This window comes from Puia dinghuensis, from assembly GCF_014642875.1.
In the GTDB taxonomy this organism is placed as follows: domain Bacteria; phylum Bacteroidota; class Bacteroidia; order Chitinophagales; family Chitinophagaceae; genus Puia; species Puia dinghuensis.
This window is the reverse complement of sequence record NZ_BMJC01000002.1, coordinates 1,200,575-1,219,503: the sequence shown is the minus strand read 5'-3', so window position 1 is coordinate 1,219,503 and position 18,929 is coordinate 1,200,575. Positions and strand designations below refer to the sequence as shown.

Sequence of the window (18,929 nt, the reverse complement as noted above, 5' to 3'; positions counted from 1 at the left end):
TAAAAACCACTTCACTAAATCCCTATTCCTTATTTTTGGGCCCGGACGGCCATCCGTCGCCCAAACCCGGCGAAGTCCGGCCGAAATTTTAAATCATCCGTAGTGACGCCAACAACAGCCATTGTCATACTCAATTTCAACGGACGTAAATTCCTCGAACAATTCCTCCCCTTTGTAACGGCCAATACCTGCCCCGGCGCCGAGATCGTCGTGGCGGACAACGCCTCTACGGATGACAGTATCCCTTTTCTGCAAGCGCATTATCCCGGCCTGCGTATCATTGCCATGGATAAGAACCGGGGGTTTGCCGGGGGCTATAATGAGGCGTTGCGGCAGGTGAAGAGCGACTATTATGTTCTCTTGAATTCCGATGTGGAGGTGACGCCCGGCTGGCTGCAACCCGTCATCCGGCTGATGGAAGCCGATCCGGCCATCGGCGCCTGTCAGCCCAAGATCAGGATGTATGCCGATCGCGATTCGTTCGAATATGCCGGGGCGGCCGGCGGCTGGCTTGATCATCTCGGCTACCCTTTTGCCCGGGGTCGCGTGTTCGATGTCTGCGAGCGCGACACCGGGCAGTACGACAAGCCGGAGCCTATCTTTTGGGCCAGTGGGGCTGCCATGTTCATCCGGGCCCGCCTCTATCACGAACTCCGGGGACTCGAGGATTTCTTCTTCGCCCACCAGGAAGAGATCGATCTCTGCTGGCGTCTCCAGCTGGCCGGCTACAAAATATACAGTTGCCCGCAATCGGTGGTCTATCATGTAGGTGGTGGCACCCTGCCAAAAGGCAACGAACGCAAGGTCTTCCTCAATTTCCGCAACAATCTCATCATGATGGCCAAATGCCTGCCGCCCGAGCAGTGGCTTTGGAAGATACCCTTGCGTTTTCTGCTGGATTCCATCTCCGCCTGGAAATCCCTTTTTGCCGGTGAGGCGGTCTATTTCTGGGCCATCCTGGAAGCCCATCTTGCCTTTTTTAAGTGGCTGGCTATCAACCGTAAAAAGAGCATCTTTCCCCCCAACAGACGCGCCCCGCTCCAGGGATGGTATAGTGGCAGTGTGGTGTGGCAATATTTTGTCCGGGGAAAGAAAACTTTTACGGAAATTGTAAAAAGCAAAGGCTGATTTTCCCGTCGAATGTCCTATTTTTGCGCAGTAATTAAACCATTATGGATCAACAATTAGACCAACCAATAGAGCTGAAAGACCCGAAATTGAAGGACATTGCCAATAGCTGGGTGGACTCCTCGGCATTCCTGTTTTATCTGCAAGTGGGCGTTGTTATCGCACTCATCGTTGGTGGCAGCTTTGGTTTGTGGGCAAATCGTTACAAAGGCAAGCCCGAGGTCAATGTACCCGGTAACACCCTGTACACACCCCAGTACAAATAATTCAGAAAAAGTTTTTTCGGGAATCATACTTTCCCTATTTTTGCAACCCCAAGTAAGAAACGCGGTTTGGCAGTAGTGATCAAGGATTTGTGAATCTTACTATGGACGGAAAAAGTGGTTCTTTACATAGTATTCATGCGGAAGTAGCTCAGTTGGTAGAGCGCAACCTTGCCAAGGTTGAGGTCGCGGGTTCGAGCCTCGTCTTCCGCTCTAAAGACCTGATCGGTCATAAGATTCCATCCGCCGCTGGCCGATGGAATTTTTTTTGGCTTATCTTTAAGCCAGCTACCCGGGTGGCGGAACAGGTAGACGCGCAGGACTTAAAATCCTGTTGCCCGAAACGGCAGTACGGGTTCGATTCCCGTCCCGGGTACACACGCCCCCGACCATCGTCGGGGTTTTATATTTTCAAAGATTCAATCTTCTGAAAAAGTCTTCATCAAAAGGATGCAGCCACGCATAATGCAAGGGAATTTCGGGATAAGTCTCAACAAACTTTTTGTATTTGCCGGATTTGATTTGAGCCTTATCGTACTTTGCTTCAACTGCAAATGGGTTTTCCTTTTCAGGTAATACGAAATCAACTTCATTGCCATCCGAAGTACGCCAATAATATATTGGATCTAAGCCGTACCTGTCCATCAGATTCCTGAAATACATGTTTTCCCAAAGTTCACCTCTATCCATTCGAATCTGTAGCTGTTGGAAATTGTTGAGCAGGCAATTGCGCAAACCGGTATCCAACAGGAACCCTTTAGGCATTTTTGTCAGCTCTTTCCTGAGATTACGGAAATATGGTTTTACCAGTGCCAGATGAAAACATTTCTGTAAAATGTGCAGGTAGTTGTTTACAGTATCCGTTTTGATTCGGAGAGTGACTGACAGTTCATGCACGTTGATCAGACTTCCGCTTTGTTCTGCCAGGAGTCTAAACAGATGAAAAAAGGCCGTTTCATTCTGTACCCCGGATTCCAGGATGTCTCTTTTAACAAACGAATCCCTGATTTCTCTCAGCTTTTCTATCTTCTCTTTCTTATCCGGCTCAGTAATAATTGCCGGATAACCTCCATACAACATATAAGATTCCCATTCCTGCCGGAGGTAGTCCAATTGAGAGGTCCTAGCTTTCTCATTGGACGATATTCTTTTTAATTCCTGCAGTAGTTGATCTTTGCCGTTCAATTGCAGGTATTCACTAAATGAGCAGGTTAAAAGTTGAAAGACTCTTTTCCTGCCTCCAAGCGAGTCCCGAAAATGATCATCAATATAAAAGGCGCTGCTGCCGGTTGCGACGATCTTCACCTGCTGGACATGTTCGTCATATAATAGCTTCAGAAAATTGGATGGGTCATCCAGGTATTGTATTTCGTCAATGAAAGCTATGACCCTCTGCTTCACATCAGGGAGATAATTAAGCAGGTTCAGTGGCCGTTCGTTCAGAATAGAAAGAACGTCCCTATTTTCAAGGTTCAGGAATACACTGGGAAGAGATTGTTCTTTGCAATGGATTTCCAGTTGCCGGAGCAAAGTGGATTTGCCGGTTTGTCGTGCACCCGTCAGAACGGTAAATTCCTTTTTATCGAGATGGGCAGCCAATTGGTCAAATAACGCTCTCCTCATATCTCCTGCTTTCCGTAAAATTAAGAAATTTTGGATATTTTATCCTATATATAGATAAAAATATCGGATAATTATTACTATTGATTGATTAAATTATCTATATTCCACGAATTACCTCCTTTTTATGGAATCAAATCCACAAAAAGCTCGTTCCTATTATTCTTTGCCCGAATTTGTGAGACAGTGTCCCACATTTTGGCAAAAGACGTAATTTGATGATATATAATCAATTATTGGTCGTTTCAGTCTCTGGCCCGGCCTGATTGACCACTTTTGAAAGGCTCTTTCTACGGCTGAAAGTGGGACTTTTTTACCTTTCCAAAAACTCTAGAAGATCCATGAACCTATTCCAAAAGTTCGATACAACTCCCGTCCCGGGTACAAATGTCCTCCCAAATGAAGAGCAATAAAAAGGAGTTGTCACCTACACAACGTCAAGAGCTCCTTGCCGTCTTGAGATCCCGATTTGAGAAAAATAGCAACCGCCATAAAGGTCTCGATTGGGCTAAAGTACAAGCAAAGCTCGAAGCTGATACTAAAAAACTGTGGTCACTCAATGAAATGGAAACAACCGGCGGTGAACCGGATGTTGTTGGTTATGATAAAGGGACAGACGAGTACATTTTTTATGATTGTTCAACGGAAAGCCCTAAAGGTCGCAGAAGTGTTTGTTACGACCGTAAAGCGCTGGAGTCAAGGAAAGAACACAAACCAGAAAATAACGCTATTGATATGGCCGCGGCGATGGGCATTGAACTTTTAGCGGAGGAGCAATATCGGGAGTTGCAGCAATTGGGAAAATTCGATACGAAAACATCGAGCTGGGTGAAAACACCTTCTGATATCAGAAAACTCGGTGGTGCCCTCTTTTGTGATCGCCGATACGACACAGTCTTCGTGTATCACAATGGTGCGGACTCTTACTATGCCGCCAGAGGGTTCCGGGGTTTGCTGAGGGTATAAATTTTATCCACTCTTCCGCTCCAGATTATTTCTATATGTTTTTTGAAATTCCAACGGCGTTAGTCCTGTCTTCCGCTTGAACATCCGGGTGAAATAGGAATTATCCAAATACCCAAGCTCTGTCGCTACCTGCGCGACGGTCAACTCTGAATAGATAAGCATTCTTTTGGCCTCCACCATGATCTTGTCACTGATCACCTCCGAGACTGTCTTGGCCAGGCAGCTCTTACACACCCTGTTGAGGTTCTTTTCGCTCATGAACATCATTTCCGCATACTTTGCCGGGGACTTTGTCTCCCGGAAATGGTCGTCGATCAGCTTTTCCAACCTACGCACATGCGCGAGTTGCGTTTCGATCTTCGTCGCTCGCAGGTCAGAAGGAATGTACATCCGGGAAAGATCGATATACAGCACGTTCAGCAGCGAACCTATTTTCTGCATCCGCATCAGCTCCTGGCTGCGGTATTCTTCTACGATCTCTTTGAATACCGGCTCTATCGTATCCACCTGCTGCGGTTTCAGCCGCAGCAGCGGCGCATTCTGGATACAGTTGAAGAAAGGGAAATGCTCTACTTTCTCATGAATGAAGTTCATGTTATAGAACTCCTTTTTATGAAAAAGGATGTATCCGTCAGTATCATCCGACACCCGCCAGTTATGCACCTGTCCCGGGAATAGCAGGAACACGCTCCCGGGCCGGATATCATACTTATGGAAGTCGATCTCATGAACACCCTTCCCACACGTGAACAAAACGCATAGGTAAAAGGTATGGCGGTGAGGGGCAAGGATGATATGGGAGTGTTGGGTCAGATGCTCCCGGAAGGTATTGGCATAAAAGTTATCCTCCAGCCCGAGATATTTGAAATCATCGATATCGTAGACAGGCATCGATTTTTGCGGCATATATCAATATTTAAATATACGTAAAAAAGTCCATATTGTCCTATTTCCGGCGTAATCCTTCGCATAAGGCCTGACGCCAGTGGGGTAAATTTGTACTCATGACGATGCCCTTGAAAATGGAAATAATTCTCATAGATGACGATCCGTTTACATTGGCGTTTACCCAAAAAACCGTCGGCAGATGCTTTCGAAAAGACAAAATGCGGCTATTCCCCGCTGCGAAGGACGCTCTGCAATACCTGCTTGATACAGCCACCCCTTCAGACCATTCCCGCCTGCGCCGGGGCCTTATCTTCTCCGATCTTCACATGCCGGATATGGACGGATACAAATTCCTCGATGAATTTGCCCGGCTTCCCGATACTATTCACGATCGGTACAAGGTCTTCGTGCTCTCTTCCACATCAGAGCAGCGCGAAATAGATCATCTGTATACAAAAAAATATTTCGAGGGTTTTTGTTCCAAACCGCTGTCGATCGAGAAGTTCCGGTACTTGCTGCGGCAGGCGACGCGCTGTCGGTAAACCCTAATCCCCCGTTTGAATCCGGTATCCCGAAGGGGTTTCCATTGTGAAACCCCTTTTCTAATTCCCCGCGGCAAAGCGGCGTGTCTCTTCTATTGCCAACCCGCACACTTGCTTCAACGCTCCAAACACTAGGGAAAGATCGTTGAACCCCTCGGGATACTCCAGCATATCGAGGAGTACGAATAACCGCTCGGCCATTCCCATGATGGAAACAGTCGTTTTCATGTTATGCGCTATCTGACTCACTGTCGCTCGGTCGCCGGCAGCCAGGGCCGACCCCATCTCTTGCAGGTGGGTCGGGATGGTTTCGAGGAATTGGCCGGCCATTTCCCTCTCGTATGCCTTGTCGCCCCCGCTGAGTTCCCGGAGATAAGTGGTGTCGATGAAGCGGTAACCGGTAGCCGGGGCAGTGGGATGGGAGGGAGTTACCGGGGCAGGTGAGATGCGCAGCAGCTGGCCGAGCACGCGGTATAGTTCTGCTTCGACGATGGGTTTGGACAGGTATTCATTCATCCCGCTGGCCAGGCATTTTTCCCTTTCTCCCGGCATTGCATGAGCCGTCATGGCCACGATGGGTACCGTCAACCGCAACTCTTGCCGGATGATGCGGGTAGCCGTATAACCATCCATCACCGGCATCTGGATATCCATCAAAACAAGATCGTAGGTGGTTTGCCCGAGAAACTCGATCACCTGCCGGCCGTCGTCGACGACATCGTAGCCGAGACCCTGGCCGGCAAGCAAATGTTCCATCAATCGCTGGTTCATCTTGTTGTCATCGGCGATAAGGATACGGACGTTTGCGCCGTGCAGCGCGGCAGGAACACCAGGCTGCGGTGCAGTGAGCCGTGCGGGCGCCGTCTGAACGGTCTCATACGGAATATAAAACCGGAAGGTCGTTCCCTTTCCGGGCGCGCTTTCCACTTCAACGGAGCCCTTTTGCAGATCGATCAGCTCTTTTACGATGGCCAGTCCGAGTCCGGTGCCGCCATACTTGCGGGTGATGGAGCTTTCCGCCTGGGAGAAGCGTTGAAAGATGCGGGAGAGTTGATCTTTTGCGATGCCGATGCCGGTGTCGCTAACGGTGACCCACAGTTGGATGTAACCCTGCCTGGCAGGCCTGGTTGCTGCGTGTAGGGTGATGCCGCCGTTTTCGGTGAATTTCAGGGCATTCCCTATGAGGTTAACCAGGATTTGCGTTAACCGGGTAGCGTCGCCCAGGAGATTATCCGGAACATTGTCGTCTATGATGACTTCCAGGCTCAATCCTTTCTCCACTATCCGGTGGCGGAAAAGGGTGTCCACTGAATGCAACAGTTGCCGGATGCTGAATGGACTCGTCTCTACCCGCATCATGCCGGCTTCGATCTTGGACAGATCGAGGATATCGTTGACGATGGCCAGGAGATTGGCGCCCGACTGACTGATCGCGATGACGAATTCGCGGGATGGCTCGTTCAGCGGCTGGCGGGCAAGCAGGCCGGTGTACCCGATGATCGAATTCAGCGGGGTCCGGATCTCATGGCTCATATTGGCCAGGAAATTCTCCTTTATCCGCACCGCTTCCTGTAATTTCCTTTCCGAGGTGTCAAGCTCACTGATCAGCTGGTTCTGTTTCCGGATGCGATCGATGATGAACCAAAACAATGCGCCGGCACTAAGCAGCATAAGAGAGATGAGAATGATCCCGCTGGTGCGGGCGATGCGCCCATATTTCTGCACCGAAGCGCTGACCGCAGCCAGCCGGTCTTTCCGGCGGGCATAGAGGCGCCGCATGATGGTGTTGATCTCGTTTGCCGCCTCTCTTGTCCGGGTATTGGCGATGATCGATGATGGCGGCGTCTTCCCCACATGAAAAAAGCTATCGACCAGCTTCTCTCTGCCCTGCCTCTCCCTTGCCAGCACCGATAGTCGATCGATGTCTTTGTCCGACCCTGTATCCGGATTCATTCGCCGCAGCGTATCCAGGTTGGCCCGTGCATCGGCGATTTGCTCATCGGCGCCTTGCAGGAAGGAAGGATCACCCGTTGCCACCGCGGCCCGGATCTTGCTTTCCTCCGAAAGGAGATCGCGCTCCATCTCACGGAGATCGTTGCCCAGCTTCATGTCATTCAACAGCAACCGGTTGCCGTCGATCAGCTGGTCGATGCTTCGCGAAGAGTTGTATTGAATATAGATCAACAGCAACACCCCGGCGATGAAGGCGGCTAAGATGATATAGATAAACCGATTGCTGGTCATTGTGATGCCTAAGTTAACCTATTTATCGCTGGGCCCTGTTCCGCGCCGCAGATAGTCCAATATGAGCAGGACCATCAGTGCAATGGCCAGAATAAGTGCGAGGCCCAGGATCATCTTGTCGCATGCCGGTGCTCTGCCGTCCACCTCCTGGAACAACACAAAGGCCAGCCCACCGATGGCCAGCAAGTCCAGGAAAAAGATGATGGTATAATAAAATTTCATAGGACAAATGTCCGGCAACTTGCCCTGCGCGGGAGCCGGCTGTCGCCGGGTGGGGAGGAACCATCGCCGGAAAAGGAAAATTGGTCGGCGGGAGTCAGCCGCGGAGCCGTCAGAGAATATTCATGCGGCTATTGAGTGCCTTCCGGTAGGCATCGGCTACGGGCACCGGTTTATCGTCAATGATCAGTACGCCTTCCTGTATCGTATCTATTTTATTCAGCGCGACGACAAACGACCGGTGCACCCGCAGGAACCGGCTCGCCGGCAACCGGTCTTCCACGGCCTTCAGCGTCGTATGAATGGCATAGAATTTCTGCGGTGTATACAGCTTCACATAATCCCCCATCGCCTCGGCAAAAAGGATATCGTCCACCTTCAGCCGTTTGATGACGGTGCTGTCCCGGATAAAGATGAATTCTTCGTCCGTCCATTTCACTTCCTCCCGGTTGCTTTCGATGATGTCGCGGGCCTTGTCCATCGCCTGGAGGAACCGGACCGGCGTTACGGGCTTGACGATATAGTCGGCGACATTGAGATCGAAGGCCTCGCTGGCGTAGTCTTTTTTGGAAGTCGTGAAGACGATGACGGGGCGGTTGGCGCCGAGTAATTGTACCAGCTGCAGGCCGTTCATTTCCGGCATCTCTATGTCCAGCAGCAGGAGGTCGACCGGCTGCTCCTGCAGGAAATTATGGGCCTCGACGGCCGTAGCGCATTCCCCCGCGACAATAATGTCCTTCTGCTGGGAGCAAAGCTTCCGTAAGACCGATCGGGCAATAGCATTGTCGTCGATGATAAGCACGTTCATACTGTAAAAATAAATTTTTACGGATATTTTCCAACGACAGCTTTTGCCCGTTCGGCGACTGGCCCCGGGATTCCCTTCCGCCCGGCGCTAGTTTTACACCAGCAAAAAAATATGCCGACATGCGACCAATCTTCCTCCTTCCGATCTGTCTGCTCCTGACGCAAAGCATCCTGGCGCAACCCGCGGACTCCGTCCTCACGCTGCAGGAAGCCATCCGCATCGCCACCGTCAACTACCCGCAGATAAAAGCAGCACAACATATAGCCAACGCCTCCGCCCTCGAGCTGAAAGCTGCCAAACAGGATGGACTCCCTGACTTCGTCGTGGGCGTCGAGACCGCCTACGGTACCCTCGACGGGGGCAACGGTCTGTCCAACGGTGTGCCCGGCCTCATCACGCTTACGGGCGGACCGGCCACCGCCACACAAAACTGGCAAACCGCCTTTGGCGCGCTGTACCTCACCAACATCGACTGGAACCTCTATTCCTTCGGCCTTCAACGGGCACATGTAGCTGTTGCCCGTGGTCAGTTTGAGCAGGATCTGCAGGCACTGGCCCGGCAGGTCTTCCAGCAGCAGGTGCGGGTGGCAGGTGCTTACCTCTCGCTTTTAGCCGCCATTCATGTCCGTATGGCCATGGAATCCAACCTCAGTCGCACCTTGCAGCTCAGGGCGGTGATCGTGGCCCGGACGGCGGGTGGCCTCAATCCCGGAGTCGATAGTTCTATCGCCAATGCCGAGGTCTCCAATGCCCGGCTCTCGCTTATCGACGCCCAAAACTTTGAACAGGTGCAGGCTAACCAGCTCTCGACCCAGATGGGCATAAGGCCCCGGACCTTTCTCGTCGACACCGCGGCCTCGCAGACCCTACCCAAAGACCTGATCACCACTCCGGCTCCCGACGTCACCGCGAATCCCAACCTGCGCTTCCTCGCCAGTGAGATAACCACCAGTAACCTTTTTTCCTCCTACATAAAAAAAGCTGGCCTGCCCCGCCTCAATCTATTCGCGGCAGGACAGGATAGGGGCTCCGGTTTCGGGAATACATATGCCACCAACCCCACCGATTACTCGACAAGCTTCGTCAACGGCATCGAACCCTACCGCGCCAACTATCTCGTAGGCATCGGAATCACCTGGGATTTTACCGACCGTTTCCGCACCCACTCGAGGGCCGCTGCCCAGCAACAGCGCTCAGCTGCCTTTACCAACGAATATGAGTTAGAGCAGAACAACCTCATCAACCAATTGACGCTCTCCGACCAGCAGATACGCAACACGCTGGCAAAATATCGGGAGACTCCCATTCAGCTTCAATCTGCCGCTCAGGCCTACTTGCAGAAGGAAGCTCTCTACCAGAATGGCCTCACCAATATCGTCGATGTTTCCCAGACGCTCTACCTGCTCAACAGGGCGGAGATCGATCGGGACATTGCCTGCAACGCCGTCTGGCAGGCCCTCCTTTTCAAAGCCGGCACCATCGGTGATTTAACTCCATTCTTACAACAATTCTAAGGTTATGAATCTCATCTCCTCCGCATTACGCAAACCCATCTCGGTGATCGTCCTCGTCTCCGCCCTGGTACTTTTTGGGATGACGGCCGTCATGCGTATCAACATTGACATTTTCCCTTCCCTTGATATCCCTACTATTTACGTTTCACAACCCTACGGCGGGATGTCGCCCCAGCAGATGGAAGGTTTTGTAGCCACCAACTACCAGAACCTCTACCTCTATGTCGGCGGCATAAAGGCCATCGAGACCAATAATATCCAGGGCCTGAGCATGCTGAAGCTAAGCTTTTACAGCGGCACCAATATGGCCCAAGCTGCGGCCGAGGTCACTGCCCTTACTAACCGCGCCTTTGCTGAAATGCCGCCCGGCACACCGCCGCCCATCATCATCCGCTTCGATGCCTCGACGCTTCCTGTTGGGGAGCTGACGCTCAGCAGCCCCAAACGGTCGAACAATGAATTACAAGACCTTGCCAGCGTCTGGGTCCGGCCCAGCTTCTCCAGCGTGCCCGGCCTCTCTTCACCTCCGCCCATCGGTGGCAACGTGCGTACCGTGGTGATCAAGGCCGATCCCGCACTGATGCGCAGCCATAACATCACGCCCGAACAGATAACGACAGCCATCCAGGACAACAGTCATATCTCGCCAGCGGGAAATGTCAACATCGGCAACCTGAGTTATATCACGCCTGCCAACACCGTCGTCCGCAATGTTCCCGACTTTGCCAACATCCCCCTTCTGTACCAGAATGGTGCTACCATTTATGTAAAGGATGTGGCGACAGTAGAGGATGGCGCCGACGTAACGTCCGGCTTTGCCTATATCAACGGCAAACGATCGATCTATATCCCCATCATCAAGAACGCCAATGCCTCCACCTGGTCGGTCGTCCAGGCCCTGAAAGCAGCCATCCCGCATATGCAGAGCCTTCTTCCCCCGGATGTGGAGTTGAAGTATGTCTTCGACCAATCCGTCTATGTCAGCAATGCCGTAAAAAGCCTCGTCATCGAAGGCGCCATCGGTGCAGGCCTGACATCCCTGATGGTGCTGCTCTTCCTTCGTGACCCCCGTAGCGCTTTTATTGTCATTCTCAACATACCCATCTCCATCATCGCCAGCACCTTGCTCCTGAAGCTCTTCGGTCAGACCATCAATATCATGACGCTGGGCGGCCTTGCATTGGCTATTGGTATTCTGGTGGATGAGTCGACGGTTACCATTGAGAATATCCACCGGCACCAGGAGATGGGCAAATCCAAGGCAAGGGCCATCGCCGACGCCTGTCATGAGATCGCTCTTCCCAAGCTGCTGATCCTTCTCAGCACCCTGGCGGTATTCGCACCCGCCTTCCTGATGACAGGCGTGCCACAGGGGATGTTCCTTCCCCTTTCGTTGGCCGTAGGCTTTGCGATGATCCCGGCCTACCTGCTATCACAGACCCTTGTACCTGTGCTGGCCAACTGGATATTAAAGGACAAGCCGCACGCTGCAACTCCGGCCACGGCCCACAGTGAAAAAACCCCCGGCGCCGCCCCAGCCCCCAAACCCCCCGGCGCCTTCGACAAGTTTAAAGCAGCCTTCACACGTCTGCTGGAAGCACTCATGCGCCGCAGCAGGCTCACCATTGCAGTCTATTTCCTCATCACCGCCGCCCTCACCATTGTCGTCGCCACCCACATCGGTAAAGATATCCTCCCCGCTGCCAATGACGGGCAGTTTCAGCTACGCCTTCGGGCGCCGGAAGGCAGTCGCCTCGAAGTCACCGAAGCTACCTTGCAGAAGGCGCAGCAGGTACTGTACCAGGTGGTGGGTGGAAAACAGCATGTCGACATCATCTCCGCCTTTGCGGGCCAGATGCCGTCTTCCTTCCCGACCCTGTCCATCATCCTTTTCACCAGCGGTCCTAACGAGATACTGATGCAGGTGAGCATGGACCCCAGCTACAAGGAGAACGTCGACGATCTGCAGGAACGTTACCGCATCGCTCTCCATAAGGCTTTGCCCGAAGTAAGCGTATCCTATGAACCCATCGACCTCACCGACAAGATCATGTCCCAGGGCGCAGCGACCCCCATCGAGATCGCCGTCATGAGCCCCGACCTTGCCGCCAGCCAGGCCTATGCCAAAAAGATCGAAGCCGCACTGCATAAGATACCCTTCCTGCGGGATATAGGCCTGAAGGAACAGCTGCACAACCCGGCCCTCCGCATCGATATCGATCGCGACAAAGTCAAACAATTCGGGCTTACGATGTCCGAGGTCTCCAACTCACTTACGGAAGCTACTTCCTCCAGTCGCTATGTAAACAAAATGCTCTGGCTCAACGAGGCTAATGCCAACTCCTACGAGGTTCAGGTGGAAGTACCGCAAACGGCGATGAGCAGCATCCAGGAACTGGCCGCTACACCGGTGAGTCCCAACAACAGCCGGCCTGTGCTGGGTGATGTCGCGAGTATCACCGAAGACAAAGTCGTCGGCGAATACGATCGCCAGGGCGCCACCCGCTTCCTCTCCATCGGCGCTAACATTTACCACAAAGACCTGGGCGCAGCCGCCACCGCCGTCCGGCAGGCCCTCGCCACCGTGGGCGCACCGCCTCGCGGCGTCCGGGTAGAGACGCGCGGCCTGACCAACCTCCTCACCGAAACCCTGAACAGCCTGCAAACAGGACTGATCATCACCGTGGTGGTGCTGCTGCTGATGCTGGCAGCCAATTACCAGTCGTTTCCACTGGGCCTCACCGTGATCACTGCTATTCCTGCGGTGCTGGCGGGTTCACTCCTGCTCCTGCTGGCCACCGGTTCTACACTCAACCTGCAATCCTATATGGGGATCATCATGTCGGTAGGCGTCTCTGTCGCCAATGCCATCCTGCTGGTGACCAATGCCGAAGAGATCAGGAAGTCCGGGGCTGACGCGGCAAAGGCTGCCATCGAAGCAGCCGCCCTCCGACTGCGACCCATCCTCATGACCTCCATATCAATGATAGTCGGGATGATCCCCATGGCATCCGGCCTTGGTGAAGGCTCGCAAAGCGCCCCTCTCGGCAGGGCTGTTATCGGGGGGCTGCTAGCCTCCACGATTGCCTCGTTGCTTGTTCTGCCCCTTATCTTCTACCGCATCCGGAAAAAATCCTCGGTTCACCATGTATCCCTCGACCCGGATGATGCCCAGAGTCTGCATTACGAACCTGCGGCCTCTCAAAACCCATTAGCAAACCATTAATAGAATACAATGAAAAAGTATCGCTTTTTACCGGCCATCCTCATTGCCCCGCTGGCAGCGCTCTTCGCCTCTTGTGGCGGGGAAGCCCCGGCGGCCACCGGCAGCAAACCCGATAGCGCCGTCGTTGTACAGACCATCGCACTCAGCAAAGGCCGGCTCACTTCTTCGATGACCCTGCCCGGGCAACTGTTACCCTTCCAGTCCGTCGATCTGTATGCAAAGGTCAACAGTTTTGTAAAGGAGATGTATGTCGATGTCGGTAGCGAAGTCCATAAAGGAGAACTGCTGGCCACCCTGGATGCACCCGAGCTGCGGGCCGCCATGGACGAATCCGCTTCCCTTCTTCACACCCAGGAAGCGAACTTCCGGGCTTCCAGGGCCACTTACGACCGGCTGTATGCTACCAGCAAGATCCCCGGCACCGTTTCCCCGAACGAGCTCGAACTGGCCAATGCAAAGATGAACAGCGACAGTGCCAATCTTGCCGCCGCCCGGTCAAGGTACCAGGAGTCCACCGATCTCCAATCTTATCTTCAGATACGGGCGCCGTTCGATGGGGTCATAAGCTCCCGGAATATCTATCCCGGGGCATACGCCGGTCCGGCGGGGAAAGGCTCTTTTATTCCGCTCATGACCCTCCAGCAACAACGCCGCCTGCGGCTGGTCATCGCCGTGCCCGAAGCTGCTACGGCCTACTTCCGGGAAAAGGACACGGTGCATTTTACCGTTCAGACCCTGCCCGGCCGCACCTTCACTGCAAACATCACGCGGATGGCCGGCAGCCTGGACATGCAGCTGCGTACCGAACAATTGCAGATGGACGTTTCCAACGACCATGCCGTCCTGCTGCCCGGGATGTTCGCGCAGGTATCACTCGACCTCACCAATAGCGATGAACAATTCATCGTACCGCTCACGGCAGTGACGGCCAACAGCAAACAGATATTTGTCATTCGCGTCACCGGTGGGAAAACAGAATGGGTCACCGTACAGAAAGGCCGGGAATCCGGCGGCAAGGTCGAGGTCTTCGGCGATCTCAAGGCAGGCGATCAGCTCGTCGCAAATGCCACCGACGAACTAAAAAGCGGCACTACCGTACGCACCAATTAAAAACATACAGATTTCACCTACCTTCACAAAAACCCACTGGCATGGACAGCACTTCGACCGATAACCTGGCAAAGACCGACGATGCCACCGAAAAAAAGAACTTTATTCTCCGGGTCATCCAACCCGGTCTCGCCGGTCTCATGGACGGCTCCGTATCCTCGCTCGCACCGCTCTTCGCCGCAGCCCTCTCCACCCGGAACAGCCATACCGCCTTTCTCGTCGGCATGGCAACTGCCGTCGGCGCAGGGATCAGCATGGCCTTCTCCGAAGCTCTCTCCGACGACGGCAAGCTCAGCGGTCGCGGCAGCCCCGTCAATCGCGGTCTGGTGGAAGGCGCGATGACCTTCATCGGCGCAGCCGGCCACGCCCTGCCATTTCTTATCCCCTATTTCAAAACGGCCATGACCGTCGCCATCGCCATCGTCGTCGTCGAACTGTTCGTCATCGCCTGGGTCCGCCACCGGTACATGGAAACACCTCTCGGGAAGGCGGCCATCCAGATCATCATCGGCGGGGTCATCGTTTTTCTCGCGGGTATCTTCATCGGGAAGAGCTGATCACTTCTTCCCTGGCCCACCCGGGGCGGGAGCTCGCACCACCGCCGTATCCGTCGCCAGCACCGGTAAAGAATAGCCCCCCGTATCCAGCATTGTTTTGGGAAACGCCTTTTTCAGCGCAGTCCAATCTTCATGCCCCACCTTTGTTCCGTATAGATATATAGCCCGCAGCTTTGTCAGCCTTTTCAATCCCTCCACCCCTGCGACGCTCACTCCCGTCCCAACCAGGTTCAACACCCGCAACTCCCGCAACCCGCGCAGTGCTGCCAATCCGGCATCCGTTATCCGCGTACCGGCAAGGTCGAGCGACCGCAACGCCACACACTGACCGATCGCCGCCAGTCCGCTGTCGCCAACATCCGTGTGATCAACCCGCAGCGAGAGCAGCTGTTTCTTCAACGCCGACAACAGCACTACTACCTCCTGCACCTTGCTCCCCGCCGCTGCCGCCCCCGAAAGATCCGCATCCAGCCAATTACTATTCTGCGCCACCGGCATCACCAGCACCCCCTTTGCCCGCAACGCCTCAACCGCTCGCCGGTCCGGCGCCTCCACCGCATCGGAGGGTACATCGCTTACCATCGTCCTCGGATGCACCGACTGCACCGCCAGCAAGGCCGGGCGAACGGAATCAGGTTGTTTCAGCTCCGCGACCCGGCGCGTAAAGTCAGCCCCCTGGTCGATCCACCAATGCAATAGCGCGATCTGCCGCTCGGTCAATTGTTTCTTCTGCTTTGGCGGCATGTGATGCTCTTCCTCTTCGGGCAACAACAAACGTTTGATCAGTTCGCTCCCGCTCCCGTTGCCAGGCTCGATCACCACCCCATCTTTTCCACCCTTCATCAGCGCCGCGGTCTCATCCATCCGTAACCCGCCTTTTTGGCGCGTAGCGCCGTGACAGCTGAAGCAGTTGTCCCGCAGAATGGGCCGCACTATTTCCGCATAGGCCTTCGCTGCCTGCACGTTGACAATGGGACTGTCCACCTCCGCCGATGCAGGCGAAGCACTGCCGCCGACGGCCAGGTAATCCGATCCATGGGTAAGCGATCCACCCAGGTGGCCGGTCACAACCACCAGTGCCAGCAATCCCAGCGACAATAGTGTATGCATCCGGTCGAACCCCCGCCGGCGCACCCGCCAGTACACCACCAGCGACAGCAGCGTCAGGCTGATCCCCAGCCATCGGTGCCAGGCTACAAGCGATTCTTCGTAATCTCCGTCGGCGGCCAGCAGCCACCCCGTCACACAGGAAGCTATAGCCGACACCGCCCCCGCCAGCAACACCACTGGCACGGCAGGCCGCAAAGCCGCATACGCCGGCCTGCCTGACAACACCTGCAACAGCAAGGCCGCCAGCAACATCCCGATGGGTAAATGAACGATCACCGGATGAAAATGCGCGATCCACCTCATGCGTATCTGCTTCTTAAGATGTGCATCATATGCGCATTGATGGCCCACTGATCCCCCAGCGGCTGGCGCGTATACGGCAGCGTGGGCATATAGTCGGGCGGACCGAATTCTGTCAATATCGTCAGGCGACGGCCCTCTTTCTTCTTTCGCTCGACAACCTTGTCCCACCACGCAAAATGGGCATCCACCGCCGCCTTCCACTCAGGGGCCCGGGGATCGTTCACCTGTGGCCCCTCCGGATGGCCTATCCGTGCATGAATATGGTCCACCCGTGACAACGTCAGATCGACGGTCGCCGCCTGGTCCTGCAACAGGCTTTCGCTCACATTGCACCAGTGTGATACGTCAAAGGTCACCCGAAGATCGGGATCATTTTCGAGGTAGTGCCGCGCGACGGGCGCCGCAAACAAGATGCGGCTCCGATGTGTCTCATGACAGATGGTGATACCTGTTTTTGCCGCAAGCTCCCGGGTGTGATCGAGAAAGGCCTTGTTCTGGTCATAGCTGAAATAATCGCGGCCCGAATGACAGTTGATATACAGGGGCCGCTGCACCGTGTTGGTCGCCGCTGCCGTCGTCATCCGCCGGAAAAGGTCGAGATGTGCGGCAAAATCGCTTTGCTGCCCCGCACAAAGAAAACCCACATCCAGTCCATGGGCATGCAGGGCGGCAAACAACTCGTCCTGCGCGGGTTTTTCCATCGGCCACCAGATCTCGATGCCGTCATAGCCTTCTTTTTTTGCCTTGGCGCAATAGGCGTCCAGGCTGCCGTCAAAGCCCCAGTTGGTGGCCATGATCTTTAGTTCGAAACCAGCGTTGCTGTTCATGTATTGCTTGTCTTTTGCAAAAGCTTCAAGCGACCCCAGCAACAGCGCGGTTACCGCCGCCGAGCTCGTTGAGATAAAAGTGCTTCTTTTCATACTAAAATATCTTCAATCACCTTCCCAAATACATCCGTCAGCCTGAACGGCCGTCCCTCGAAAACATAGGTGAACTTCTCGTGATCGAATCCCAATTGCTGCAAGATCGTTGCCTGAACGTCAAAGGCTGTCGTCTTCCCACTGATGGCCGAATACCCTATCTCATCCGTCTCCCCATAGGAAAACCCTTTTTTCACCCCTGCCCCCGCCATGAAAATAGTAAAAGCATCGGTATGGTGGTCCCGGCCTTTGAAGGGATTGGGTTTACCTTCCCGGTTCTCCATCATCGGCGTCCGGCCAAACTCCCCACCCCAGATGACCAGCGTGTCCTCCAGCAAGCCCCGCTGCTTCAGGTCGAGGATAAGAGCCGTAATGCTCCGATCGACCTGGCGGCATTTATTGATAAACCCGACGTCGATGGCCAGACTTGCTTCCGTACCATGGCTATCCCAGCCCCAGTCGAACAGCTGTACAAAGCGGACACCCTTCTCCACCAGTTTCCGCGCAAGCAGGATATTGTTGGCAAAACAGGCCTTGCCGGGCTGGGTGCCATAGAGTTCGTGGATATAGGCAGGTTCATCGTTGATGTTCATAGTTTCGGGGACGGATAGTTGCATCTTGAAGGCCATCTCATATTGCGAGATGCGCGACAGTATCTCCGGGTCACCGTAATCTTTATATTCCTCCGCGTTGACGGCATTTATCGCATCGATGGACGCCTTCCGCAGATCACGCGACATCCCTGCCGGGTCTTTGATAAACAACACCGGGTCACCCTCGCTGCGGCATTGCACGCCCTGGTATACGCTTGGCAGAAAACCACTGCCCCACACGCTTTTACCGGCATCCGGGAATTTACCGCCGCTGGTAAGCACGACAAACCCCGGCAGGTTCTGGTTCTCCGTCCCAAGCCCATACGTGACCCAGCTGCCCATGCTTGGCCGTCCAAGCCGGGGTGATCCCGTCTGCACCAGCAGTTGCGCCGGCGCATGGTTAAACTGATCGGTAGTAACGGCCTTCAAAAAGCAAAGCTCGTCTGCGATGGTTGCCAGGTGCGGCATGTTCTCGCTGATCCAGGCGCCACTTTGTCCATGCTGCGCAAAGCGGGCCTGTGGCCCCAGCATCTTGGGTACTCCCCGGATAAAGGCAAAGCGTTTTCCTTCCAGCAGGGAGGCGGGACAGTTCTGGCCATCGAGTTTCTCCAATGCGGGCTTGTAGTCGAACAGCTCCAGTTGCGACGGCGCGCCCGCCATATGCAGGTAGATGACGCGTTTGGCCCTGGCGGGAAACATCGGCAGGCGTGGCGCCAGCGGATGTGCCGGATCAAAAACGATCGGGTTGCCGCCCGTGCCCATACTGCTGCTGTGGCAGGACGGTAGCAGCGAGCCCAATGCCAACGCCCCGAATCCCATCGCGCAGTCCTGTAAGAAATGCCGCCGCGTCCCCCGTCGCGCAACGGCTGCTTCCGCCTCGCGCAGCAATCGCTGGTTGTATAATTCTTTTTGGGTCAT

At 54.4% G+C, this 18,929-nt stretch carries 16 protein-coding genes and 2 tRNA genes; 10 read left to right on the top strand and 8 right to left on the bottom strand.

Features of this window, described 5'->3' with window-relative positions:
• Positions 1-102 precede the first annotated feature (102 nt).
• The 4 genes from IEY39_RS13160 to IEY39_RS13145 all read left to right on the top strand — a co-directional run bounded on the left by IEY39_RS13160 (position 103) and on the right by IEY39_RS13145 (position 1,767).
• Positions 103-1,128 carry a glycosyltransferase family 2 protein gene (locus IEY39_RS13160; RefSeq protein ID WP_188932155.1) on the top strand — a complete coding sequence of 342 codons (1,026 nt, stop codon included), beginning with the start codon at positions 103-105 and terminating at the stop codon, positions 1,126-1,128.
• A 44-nt stretch (positions 1,129-1,172) separates the two neighbouring features.
• Positions 1,173-1,394: a hypothetical protein gene (locus tag IEY39_RS13155; protein ID WP_188932154.1), complete on the top strand. Its 222-nt coding sequence runs from the start codon at positions 1,173-1,175 to the stop codon at positions 1,392-1,394.
• Positions 1,395-1,531: 137 nt separating this feature from the next.
• Positions 1,532-1,604 (top strand) — tRNA-Gly (locus tag IEY39_RS13150).
• A gap of 77 nt (positions 1,605-1,681) precedes the next feature.
• Positions 1,682-1,767, top strand: a tRNA-Leu gene (locus IEY39_RS13145).
• A gap of 35 nt (positions 1,768-1,802) precedes the next feature.
• On the opposite strand, the gene IEY39_RS13140 is transcribed toward IEY39_RS13145, so the two are convergent.
• Positions 1,803-3,014: an ATP-binding protein gene (locus IEY39_RS13140; protein WP_188932152.1), complete on the bottom strand. Its 1,212-nt coding sequence runs from the start codon at positions 3,012-3,014 to the stop codon at positions 1,803-1,805.
• Positions 3,015-3,410: 396 nt separating this feature from the next.
• On the opposite strand from IEY39_RS13140, the gene IEY39_RS13135 reads away from it, so the two are divergent.
• The gene (locus IEY39_RS13135) at positions 3,411-3,977 is read left to right on the top strand and encodes a DUF4256 domain-containing protein (RefSeq protein ID WP_188932149.1); all 567 of its coding nucleotides are present in this window, start codon (positions 3,411-3,413) and stop codon (positions 3,975-3,977) included.
• A gap of 3 nt (positions 3,978-3,980) precedes the next feature.
• Here the strand turns inward: IEY39_RS13135 and IEY39_RS13130 are convergent, their stop codons facing one another.
• Complete coding sequence (locus tag IEY39_RS13130) at positions 3,981-4,883, bottom strand: helix-turn-helix domain-containing protein (protein ID WP_188932147.1); 903 nt, start codon at positions 4,881-4,883, stop codon at positions 3,981-3,983.
• A gap of 98 nt (positions 4,884-4,981) precedes the next feature.
• On the opposite strand from IEY39_RS13130, the gene IEY39_RS13125 reads away from it, so the two are divergent.
• The gene (locus IEY39_RS13125) at positions 4,982-5,407 is read left to right on the top strand and encodes a response regulator (protein WP_188932145.1); all 426 of its coding nucleotides are present in this window, start codon (positions 4,982-4,984) and stop codon (positions 5,405-5,407) included.
• 60 nt (positions 5,408-5,467) lie between these two features.
• Here the strand turns inward: IEY39_RS13125 and IEY39_RS13120 are convergent, their stop codons facing one another.
• From IEY39_RS13120 to IEY39_RS13110, 3 genes are all read right to left on the bottom strand, one after another.
• A complete protein-coding gene (locus tag IEY39_RS13120; RefSeq protein ID WP_188932144.1) occupies positions 5,468-7,651 on the bottom strand; it encodes an ATP-binding protein in 2,184 nt (727 codons plus the stop codon).
• 18 nt (positions 7,652-7,669) lie between these two features.
• A complete protein-coding gene (locus IEY39_RS13115) occupies positions 7,670-7,873 on the bottom strand; it encodes a hypothetical protein (RefSeq protein ID WP_188932143.1) in 204 nt (67 codons plus the stop codon).
• Positions 7,874-7,982: 109 nt separating this feature from the next.
• Entirely contained in the window at positions 7,983-8,678 is a 696-nt protein-coding gene (locus IEY39_RS13110; protein ID WP_188932142.1) for a LytR/AlgR family response regulator transcription factor, read from the bottom strand.
• 119 nt (positions 8,679-8,797) lie between these two features.
• Here IEY39_RS13110 and IEY39_RS13105 point away from each other — a divergent pair, with 119 nt between their 5' ends.
• From IEY39_RS13105 to IEY39_RS13090, 4 genes are read left to right on the top strand one after another with little or no spacing between them, the layout of a single operon-like run.
• The gene (locus IEY39_RS13105) at positions 8,798-10,192 is read left to right on the top strand and encodes a TolC family protein (protein ID WP_188932141.1); all 1,395 of its coding nucleotides are present in this window, start codon (positions 8,798-8,800) and stop codon (positions 10,190-10,192) included.
• Positions 10,193-10,196: 4 nt separating this feature from the next.
• Positions 10,197-13,418 (top strand): efflux RND transporter permease subunit, encoded by a 3,222-nt coding sequence (locus tag IEY39_RS13100; RefSeq protein ID WP_188932140.1) that lies wholly within the window; start codon positions 10,197-10,199, stop codon positions 13,416-13,418.
• Positions 13,419-13,427: 9 nt separating this feature from the next.
• Positions 13,428-14,528, top strand: a complete 1,101-nt coding sequence (locus IEY39_RS13095; RefSeq protein WP_188932139.1) for an efflux RND transporter periplasmic adaptor subunit — start codon at positions 13,428-13,430, stop codon at positions 14,526-14,528.
• 41 nt (positions 14,529-14,569) lie between these two features.
• On the top strand, positions 14,570-15,085 hold the full coding sequence (locus tag IEY39_RS13090) for a VIT1/CCC1 transporter family protein (RefSeq protein ID WP_188932138.1): 516 nt from the start codon (positions 14,570-14,572) through the stop codon (positions 15,083-15,085).
• Here the strand turns inward: IEY39_RS13090 and IEY39_RS13085 are convergent, their stop codons facing one another.
• From IEY39_RS13085 to IEY39_RS13075, 3 genes are read right to left on the bottom strand one after another with little or no spacing between them, the layout of a single operon-like run.
• Positions 15,086-16,498: a c-type cytochrome domain-containing protein gene (locus IEY39_RS13085; protein ID WP_188932137.1), complete on the bottom strand. Its 1,413-nt coding sequence runs from the start codon at positions 16,496-16,498 to the stop codon at positions 15,086-15,088.
• The gene (locus IEY39_RS13080; RefSeq protein ID WP_188932135.1) at positions 16,495-17,418 is read right to left on the bottom strand and encodes a sugar phosphate isomerase/epimerase family protein; all 924 of its coding nucleotides are present in this window, start codon (positions 17,416-17,418) and stop codon (positions 16,495-16,497) included. The genes IEY39_RS13085 and IEY39_RS13080 overlap by 4 nt, the downstream gene beginning before the upstream one ends.
• Positions 17,415-18,929 (bottom strand): DUF1501 domain-containing protein, encoded by a 1,515-nt coding sequence (locus tag IEY39_RS13075; protein ID WP_188932133.1) that lies wholly within the window; start codon positions 18,927-18,929, stop codon positions 17,415-17,417. Before IEY39_RS13075 ends, IEY39_RS13080 begins: the two co-directional genes overlap by 4 nt.

What these genes read in the sequence shown, in the direction of transcription:
- IEY39_RS13155 (WP_188932154.1), top strand. Translation starts at nt 1,173, where the DNA reads ATGGATCAACAATTAGACCAACCAATAGAGCTGAAAGACCCGAAATTG.
- IEY39_RS13140 (WP_188932152.1), bottom strand. Translation starts at nt 3,014, where the DNA reads ATGAGGAGAGCGTTATTTGACCAATTGGCTGCCCATCTCGATAAAAAG.
- IEY39_RS13135 (WP_188932149.1), top strand. Translation starts at nt 3,411, where the DNA reads ATGAAGAGCAATAAAAAGGAGTTGTCACCTACACAACGTCAAGAGCTC.
- IEY39_RS13130 (WP_188932147.1), bottom strand. Translation starts at nt 4,883, where the DNA reads ATGCCGCAAAAATCGATGCCTGTCTACGATATCGATGATTTCAAATAT.
- IEY39_RS13125 (WP_188932145.1), top strand. Translation starts at nt 4,982, where the DNA reads ATGACGATGCCCTTGAAAATGGAAATAATTCTCATAGATGACGATCCG.
- IEY39_RS13120 (WP_188932144.1), bottom strand. Translation starts at nt 7,651, where the DNA reads ATGACCAGCAATCGGTTTATCTATATCATCTTAGCCGCCTTCATCGCC.
- IEY39_RS13115 (WP_188932143.1), bottom strand. Translation starts at nt 7,873, where the DNA reads ATGAAATTTTATTATACCATCATCTTTTTCCTGGACTTGCTGGCCATC.
- IEY39_RS13110 (WP_188932142.1), bottom strand. Translation starts at nt 8,678, where the DNA reads ATGAACGTGCTTATCATCGACGACAATGCTATTGCCCGATCGGTCTTA.
- IEY39_RS13105 (WP_188932141.1), top strand. Translation starts at nt 8,798, where the DNA reads ATGCGACCAATCTTCCTCCTTCCGATCTGTCTGCTCCTGACGCAAAGC.
- IEY39_RS13100 (WP_188932140.1), top strand. Translation starts at nt 10,197, where the DNA reads ATGAATCTCATCTCCTCCGCATTACGCAAACCCATCTCGGTGATCGTC.
- IEY39_RS13095 (WP_188932139.1), top strand. Translation starts at nt 13,428, where the DNA reads ATGAAAAAGTATCGCTTTTTACCGGCCATCCTCATTGCCCCGCTGGCA.
- IEY39_RS13090 (WP_188932138.1), top strand. Translation starts at nt 14,570, where the DNA reads ATGGACAGCACTTCGACCGATAACCTGGCAAAGACCGACGATGCCACC.
- IEY39_RS13085 (WP_188932137.1), bottom strand. Translation starts at nt 16,498, where the DNA reads ATGAGGTGGATCGCGCATTTTCATCCGGTGATCGTTCATTTACCCATC.
- IEY39_RS13080 (WP_188932135.1), bottom strand. Translation starts at nt 17,418, where the DNA reads ATGAAAAGAAGCACTTTTATCTCAACGAGCTCGGCGGCGGTAACCGCG.
- IEY39_RS13075 (WP_188932133.1), bottom strand. Translation starts at nt 18,929, where the DNA reads ATGACCCAAAAAGAATTATACAACCAGCGATTGCTGCGCGAGGCGGAA.